At 70.7% G+C, this 6721-nt stretch carries 7 protein-coding genes; all 7 read right to left on the bottom strand.

From position 1 onward, the window contains the following. Positions 1 to 454: iron-containing redox enzyme family protein (locus tag AC1D1T_RS28585; protein WP_477992956.1), on the bottom strand; the 454-nt coding region annotated here is incomplete at its 3' end. Positions 455 to 480: 26 nt separating this feature from the next. Continuing rightward, complete coding sequence (locus tag AC1D1T_RS28580) at positions 481 to 1248, bottom strand: class I SAM-dependent methyltransferase (protein WP_477841959.1); 768 nt, start codon at positions 1246 to 1248, stop codon at positions 481 to 483. Positions 1249 to 1250: 2 nt separating this feature from the next. Next, on the bottom strand, positions 1251 to 2924 hold the full coding sequence (locus AC1D1T_RS28575) for an ATP-binding protein (protein WP_477827522.1): 1674 nt from the start codon (positions 2922 to 2924) through the stop codon (positions 1251 to 1253). Beyond that, positions 2924 to 3502 carry a heme NO-binding domain-containing protein gene (locus AC1D1T_RS28570; RefSeq protein ID WP_477827521.1) on the bottom strand — a complete coding sequence of 193 codons (579 nt, stop codon included), beginning with the start codon at positions 3500 to 3502 and terminating at the stop codon, positions 2924 to 2926. The genes AC1D1T_RS28575 and AC1D1T_RS28570 overlap by 1 nt, the downstream gene beginning before the upstream one ends. Before the next feature lie 108 nt (positions 3503 to 3610). After that, entirely contained in the window at positions 3611 to 4018 is a 408-nt protein-coding gene (locus AC1D1T_RS28565) for a response regulator (protein ID WP_197067037.1), read from the bottom strand. Positions 4019 to 4129: 111 nt separating this feature from the next. Further along, complete coding sequence (locus tag AC1D1T_RS28560) at positions 4130 to 4762, bottom strand: response regulator (RefSeq protein WP_047511637.1); 633 nt, start codon at positions 4760 to 4762, stop codon at positions 4130 to 4132. Further along, positions 4737 to 6721 (bottom strand): sensor histidine kinase (locus AC1D1T_RS28555; RefSeq protein WP_477992955.1); only part of this gene is annotated, 1985 nt, incomplete at its 5' end. The genes AC1D1T_RS28555 and AC1D1T_RS28560, both read right to left, overlap by 26 nt.

Genomic DNA, 6721 nt, shown 5'->3' with positions numbered 1-6721 from the left:
AGGCATAGCACAGCGCGCCCAGGATGCCGAGCACGCCGTAGCGCTCGCTCAGGCCGACGTAGGTGTCGACCAGCGCCGCGGTCTCGGGCTGCGCCGGCACCGCCGCCAGCTGGGCATCGTCGAGCCCGAGCGCCCGCGTGAACTGCCGGAACAGCGCGGCATGCGCGCATTGCGGATCGCCCTCGCCCAGTTCCTCCCACAGGTTCTCGGCGATCACGATGCGCGCGTCCTCCTGCGGGCAGGCGGCCAGCGCGAGCGCGAGGAAGCGCGGGAACTGGTGGCAGAACTTGTACATCTGCGCGCCCAGCACCCGCACCTGGGCCAGCGTCAGCGCTCCGGTGCGGCAGCGCTCGACGAACGCATGACGCCACAACGGGTGCCCCTGTGCCACCTGCCGGAAGCGCGCCGGGGCATCGGCGCAGAGCGTGACGAGTTCGGATTGCAGTGATTTCATGGGGTTGTCCTCGGAAGAAAAACAACTCAGGAACGGGCGACCTTGACGGCCAGGTGCAGCGGAAGATCGAACAGCGGGCCGAAGAAGGCCTCGTCCAGCGCGACCATCTCGCGCGTGACCGTCAGCTCGGTCACGCCCGGCATCGCGGAGAAGCCCGCCAGCCGCAGGCCGTCGAAGTAGTCCCCCAGCGTCTTGTGCACCAGCTGCACATCGAGCGCCGTGCCGTCGCGTTTCCAGATGCGCCCGCCGAACCGGCTGTTGCGGCCGCCGAAGTAGCCGGCGCTGCCGATGTCGAAATGGAACGGCGGCGCCGGATCGCGGCGCATGAACGCGAACGCCGGGTGCGGCACCGCGAACACGAAGTGGCCGCCCGGGCGCAGCATGCGGTGCACGTTGGCCATCGTGCGCTGCATCTGCGCCACGTCGAGGTAGTTGAAGAGGAACACCGCGACCACCAGGTCGAAGCTGGCCTCGTCCAGCGCCACCGCGACCGCGTCGGCGGTGTCGTAGCGGATGCCCAGCGGCTCGGCGCGCTCGGCCTCGCGCGCCAGCGCGATCATGCGTTCCGAGACATCGAGCCCCAGCACGCGGGCGCCGTACCCGCTCAGCATGCGGCTGCAATAGCCCTCGCCGCAGCCGAGGTCGAGCACGTCCTTGCCGGCCAGCGGCTCGCACAGCGCCATCACCTGCGGCCGGGCGGTGTAGTCGGAGAGGGAGCTGGGCTGGCGTCGGGACCAGTTGGCCGCGGTCTGGTCGTACAACGCGCGGGCCTCGGTGGGCAGGGGCATCGTCATCGTCAAAAGTCCTCGGTTGCGGTGGCGGGAGCCTGATGCGCATCGCGCACGGCCAGGAACCTGAACAGCGTCTGCCTGAGGGCGAGCGGCTCGAAGGGCTTGCCGAGCATCGCGTCGGCACCGGCCTCGGCGGCACGCGCGTGGTCGGCCCCCAGCATGCTGGCGGTCCAGATGACGATCGGCACGCGCGTGCGGCCGCCGGCCTGGGCGCGGATGGCGCGGCAGATGTCGAGCCCGTCCATGTCCGGCAGGCACATGTCCAGCATCACCAGGTCATAGGGGGTGCGCGCGGCCGCCTCGACGGCCGCGGCGCCGTTGTCGACCACGTCGACGGTGCAGCCGAGCGCGGTGAGGTGCAACTGCGCGACCAGCTGGTTGACGGGCTCGTCCTCGCAGACGAGCACGCGCCCGTGGAAACCGACCGGCGCGCTCTCCGGCTGCGCCTGCGCCTGCGCGGGCTGCTCGCCCTTCGGCAGGCACACGCTGAACCAGAAGGTGCTGCCGCGGCCGACCTCGCTGCGCACGCCGACCTCGCCGCCCATCAGCGCGGTCAGCTTCTTGCTGATCGCCAGGCCCAGGCCGGTGCCCCGGTACTTGCGCGTGGTGGAGGCGTCGACCTGCGTGAACGGCTCGAACAGGCCGGCCTGCTTGGCAGGGTCGATGCCGATGCCGCGGTCCTCGACCTCGAACCGGATCGTCGCCTGCGTGCCGGTTTCGCCGATCAGCCGGGCGCGCACCGTGATCCGCCCCGCGCCCGAGAACTTGATGGCATTGCCGAGGTAGTTGACCAGCACCTGCCGGATGCGGGCCGGATCGCCCAGCAGGTCGTCGGGCACGCCGGGCGCGATGTCGATGTCCACCTCGAGCGATTTCTCGCCGGCCTGGAAGGCCAGCAGCTCGACGGCATCGCCGACCGTGCGCCGCAGCTTGAAGTCGATGCTCTCGAGCTCGAGCTTGCCGGCCTCGACCTTCGAGAAGTCGAGGATGTCGTCGAGGATGCCCAGCAGCGATTTCCCGCTCTTCGCGGCCATGGCGGCGCAGCCGTGCTGGGGCGCCGACAGCTCGCCGGCCAGCAGGTGATCGAGCATGCCCAGCACGCCGTTCAGCGGCGTCCTGATCTCGTGGCTCATCATCGCCAGGAACTCGCTCTTGGTCCGGTTGGCCTGCTCGGCCACCTCGGTCGCCAGCATCGCGAGCTTCAGGTCGTCCTTCTGCGCCTTCAGCCGCCGCGACAGCTCCTGCGCATCGGCCAGCGCCTTGTTCTTCGTCTGCAGCAGCAGCAGCAGGTCGGCCGCCGGATCGTGCACCGCGAAGTCGCTGAGCGACAGGCCGATCCGCGCGATGTCGGTCATCTGCGTGACCCACGGCGAGCCGAGGAAGAACAGCACGCGCCCCTGGACGACGATCTCGCCGCGCAATTGCAGCGGCCCCTGCCGGTGGCGCAGCACGAACAGCGACTGCCGCAGCGGCAGCACGGCGTCGAAGCTCAGGCTCTGCAGCACCGGGCGATGGACCTCGAAGTGCTCGCCGAACGCCGCCCCCTCGGTCAGCTGCGGGCACAGGCGGCGCAGCACGGCACCGGTCTGCAGCACGCGAAGCTGGTCGTCGAGCGCGATGTGGAACGGAAATGCCGCCGCGAACTCGTGCGGGGACAGCGTGATGGCCGCAGCGCCCATCACTGCTGCGGCGATGCGCCCGCGGCAACCGGGCCGATGCGGTCGATGCGGAATACGTCGTGGTCGTCGAGGCCGCGGTGGGCGGTCTGGCGCACGACGACGTTCTCGTCGAAACGCCGCCCCAGGCCCTTCAGCAGGCCGATCACCATCGGTGCCAGGCCCATGCGCTCGCTGCGGTAGTGCAGCAGCAGCCCGCGCCCGCCGTCCACGCGCTCCAGCTGGAACGAAGGCGGCCGCAGGTCCGGGAAGGTCAGGCCGACGTGGCTGTGCATGTTGTCGAGGTTGCCCAGGAATTCCTCGAGGCTCGCGCCGAACATCGAGAGCATCTCGCCATAGCCCTCCTGCGCGGTGTACAGCACCCAGTGCTCGCCGAACGATTCGAGGATCTGCGCCGCGTCCAGCTTCAGCACCTCCGACGCGGCGCCGACGAGCTTGTACGTCACCTCGTCCGGGTAGCCGTCCATCGAGACGAACATCTCGTGGCTGACGCCGGCGCCCTCGCGGATGCGCTGCCAGGCCGCATCGCCGAAGCCGCGCCTGACGAAATCCTCGACCGCCTGGTTGACAAGACCGTACATGGAGCTTCCTTCATCTCTCCGGGATGGAACATTTCAGGCAGCGACTGTGCACGCGGCCGCCGGGCCGCGCCAGTCGGCAGATTTCCGGTGCAGCTGTCGGCAGATTGACTACGCCTGACGGGTTGCGGCATGCGAGCGCGCGAACTCCGGCACGATCTGCAGCAGGCGCTCGAACTCGGTCGACTTGTGCAGGCAGTGGTCGGCACCGTCGGCGAGCACCTGCTCGCGTATCGATTCCTCGCCGTGGGAGGTGAGCACGATCACCAGGCAGCCGCGGCCGTGTTCGCTCTCGCGAATGGCGCGCAGCAGCTGCAGGCCGTTGAGTCCGGGCATCTGCAGGTCGAGCACCACGGCGTCGGGCAAGGTCGCGTGGAACAGCCGCAGCGCCTGGACGCCGTCGGTCGCGCAGGCCACCACCTCGGCACCGCTCTCGCGCAGCAGCTCGCAGACCAGGTGGGCGATGGCCTGCACGTCGTCGGCCACGAGGAAGGTGGGGCGTCGAGGCTCGCGCTGCATGGCGGGATCGTGCCATCGGCCCGGGCCGCGCCGTGTGCGCATTTGCGGCAACGGGCGTCGGCAAATTGCCTACACGCTCGTCACTGCGCGGCCGTCACCACCGCGCGGCCGTCAATCCACCAGGCCGTTCTTCAGCGCGTAGCGGGCGATCTCGACGTGGCTGATGAGCCCGGTCTTCTCGCGGATGCGCGCCAGGTAGGTGGCCACCGTCTTCTCGCTCAGGCCGAGGTCGAAGCCGATCTCCTTGATCGCACGCCCGAGGGCGATGCGCCGGAAGATGTCGAGTTCGCGCTCGGACAGGTCGTGGTGGAGCCGGGTCGGCGGGCGCTCCTGCAGCAGCCTGGCGATGGCCACCGCCGTGTCGGCATGCAGGTAGGTGCCGCCGTCGGCGATGCGCCGCACCGCCAGCAGCAGGTCGTCGACGGCCCGGTGCTTGTGGATCAGCCCGTTCGCGCCGGCCTTCATCGTTTCGACGATGTAGCCCGTCTCGTCGCTGGCCGTCAGCACGAGCACCGGCACGTCGGCGCTGTGCGCACGGATCCGGCGCAGCAGCTCGAGGATGCCCGGGCCCGGCATCAGCACGTCGAGCAGCAGCAGGTCCCAGGCATGCAGCGCGAGGGCGGCGAGCACCGCGTCGCCGTCCCCCACTTCGGTCACGTCGGCACCGTCGAAGGCGTCGCAGAGCAGCTCGCGCAACCCGTGGCGCGTCACGGCATGGTCATCGGCTATCAGGATGTGCTGCATGCCCGGCCCCCGGTTCGATGAATGAATGCGGCACCCGCACCGTCGCGAGGGTGCCGCCCTGCGGACAGCGCTCGATGCGGAATGCGCCGCCGAGCGCCTCTGCACGCTCCGTCATGCCCAGCAGGCCGAGCGAGGTCGCGCGGCGCGCGGTCTCGACCGGGATGCCCACCCCGTCGTCGCGCACCTGCAGGATCCAGGCGTCCCCGTCGTCAGCCAGCGTGATGCTCAGCGCCGACGCCTGCGCGTGGCGGGCGATGTTCGTCAGCAGCTCCTGCAGGATGCGGAACAGCGCCGTCGCCACCGCCGCGTCGGGCAGCGAGGAGAGGTCGGCCCGCAGCGCGGCGGCAATCCCGGTCCGCGCCTCGAAACGGCGCGCCTCGTCGCGGATGGCCGCCGGCAGGCCCAGCGTGTCGAGCGCGCTGGGCCGCAGCTCGACCGCGATGCGCTGCACCGTCGCCACCGTCTGGTCGATCAGCGCCTCCGCCTCCGCGAGCTTGGGCGCCAGGTCGGCCGGTGCCGCACCGGCGGCCAGCCGCCGCGTCATCCAGCGCACGTCCATCTTGAGCCCCGTCAGCAGCTGCCCCAGCTCGTCGTGCACCTGGCGCGAGATGCGCGTGCATTCCTCCTCGCGCAGCGTGCGCAGCCGGGCCGTCAGCTCGCGCATCAGCACGTCGCGCTGCGCCTGCTCGGCGAGCAGCCGCTGCAACTCGGCATCGCGGCGCTTCGACAGCGTGATGTCGCGCAGGATCGCCGACAGCGCCACCGCCTCGCCCTGCGCATCCCGGATCACGCCCGTGACGACCGACAGCGTGACCGGCTGCCCCTGCCGGTGCAGCCGCACCACCTCCTGGGCACCGCCCGCAGCGCCGCCGCGCTGCGTGTCGAAGAGCCGGCGCTCCTCGGCGCGGGCCTCTTCCAGGCCGTGCGGCGAGCGCAGCACCTCGTGCACCGGCCGGCCGATCACCTCGTCCGGGGCAAAGCCGAAGGTGCGTTCCGCGCCCCGGTTCCAGCTCGTGATGAGGCCGTCGACCGTGCTGCTGACGATCGCGTCGTCGGACGCCTCGACGATGGCCGCGAGCCGCTGGCGCACCTCCTCGACCCGCTTGCGCTCGGTGATGTCGACACTGAAGACCGCGACGCCTTCCGGCGCCGGCTGGACGTTCAGGTCGAACCACGCGGGAGTCCCGTCGGCGAACACGAACTCGATCTCGCTGTGCTGCGCGATGCGCTCGCGCATGCAGCGTTGCAGCATCGCGAACACCGGGGTCGCCTCGATGTCCGGATACACCTGCGTCAGCGTGCGGCCGACCAGTGACTGGGTCTGCCCGTGGTGCTGGCGCGCCGCCGCCGGATTGAGGTAGAGGTAGCGCCAGCCGAAGTCGATCAGCTGGCAGCCTTCCAGCATGCTGTCGAGCGTGCGCTGGTACAAGCCGACGCTCTCGCGCAGCGCCGCTTCGGCCTGCTTGCGCTCGGTGACGTCGAAGAAGGTCGACAGGAAATCGTCGCCGATGCCGATGCCGGACACCACCATCGTGCGCACCGTGCCGTCCCGGCAGCTGACGCGGCGCTCGATCGGCGCGACCTTCACGGTGGCGGTCTCGGCTTGCGCGAGCGCCGCCTGCCAGCTGCCGATCACCTCGGCGCGATAGCGCGGGTCGGGGTAGGCGCGCTGCCACCAGTCGTCCAGCGTGGGGATGTCGTCGAGGCCGTAGCCGAAGACCTGCACGAATCGGGCATTCAACCCGGCCAGCACGCCGTCCCGCGTGACCAGCGCCTGCGGCAGCGGCGCTTCGTAGAAGAGGCGGCGAAAGCGCTGCTCGCTCACCAGCAAGGTGGCTTCGGCCGCCTCGCGCCGCTGTGCCGCATCGTCGAGCAGGCGCCGCACGGCCGCGATCTCGGTGATCGGCGGCGGTGGCGCGCCGGGCGGTGGGGTCTGCGCGAGCGAGGCCACCGAACGCG

This window comes from Rhizobacter sp. P2_H3, assembly GCF_056403355.1.
This window is presented reverse-complemented; position numbering and strand designations above follow the sequence as displayed.

Excerpts from the sequence above, each read along its gene's own strand:
- AC1D1T_RS28575 (WP_477827522.1), bottom strand. The coding sequence starts at position 2,924 with ATGGGCGCTGCGGCCATCACGCTGTCCCCGCACGAGTTCGCGGCGGCA.
- AC1D1T_RS28570 (WP_477827521.1), bottom strand. The coding sequence starts at position 3,502 with ATGTACGGTCTTGTCAACCAGGCGGTCGAGGATTTCGTCAGGCGCGGC.
- AC1D1T_RS28580 (WP_477841959.1), bottom strand. The coding sequence starts at position 1,248 with ATGACGATGCCCCTGCCCACCGAGGCCCGCGCGTTGTACGACCAGACC.
- AC1D1T_RS28565 (WP_197067037.1), bottom strand. The coding sequence starts at position 4,018 with ATGCAGCGCGAGCCTCGACGCCCCACCTTCCTCGTGGCCGACGACGTG.
- AC1D1T_RS28560 (WP_047511637.1), bottom strand. The coding sequence starts at position 4,762 with ATGCAGCACATCCTGATAGCCGATGACCATGCCGTGACGCGCCACGGG.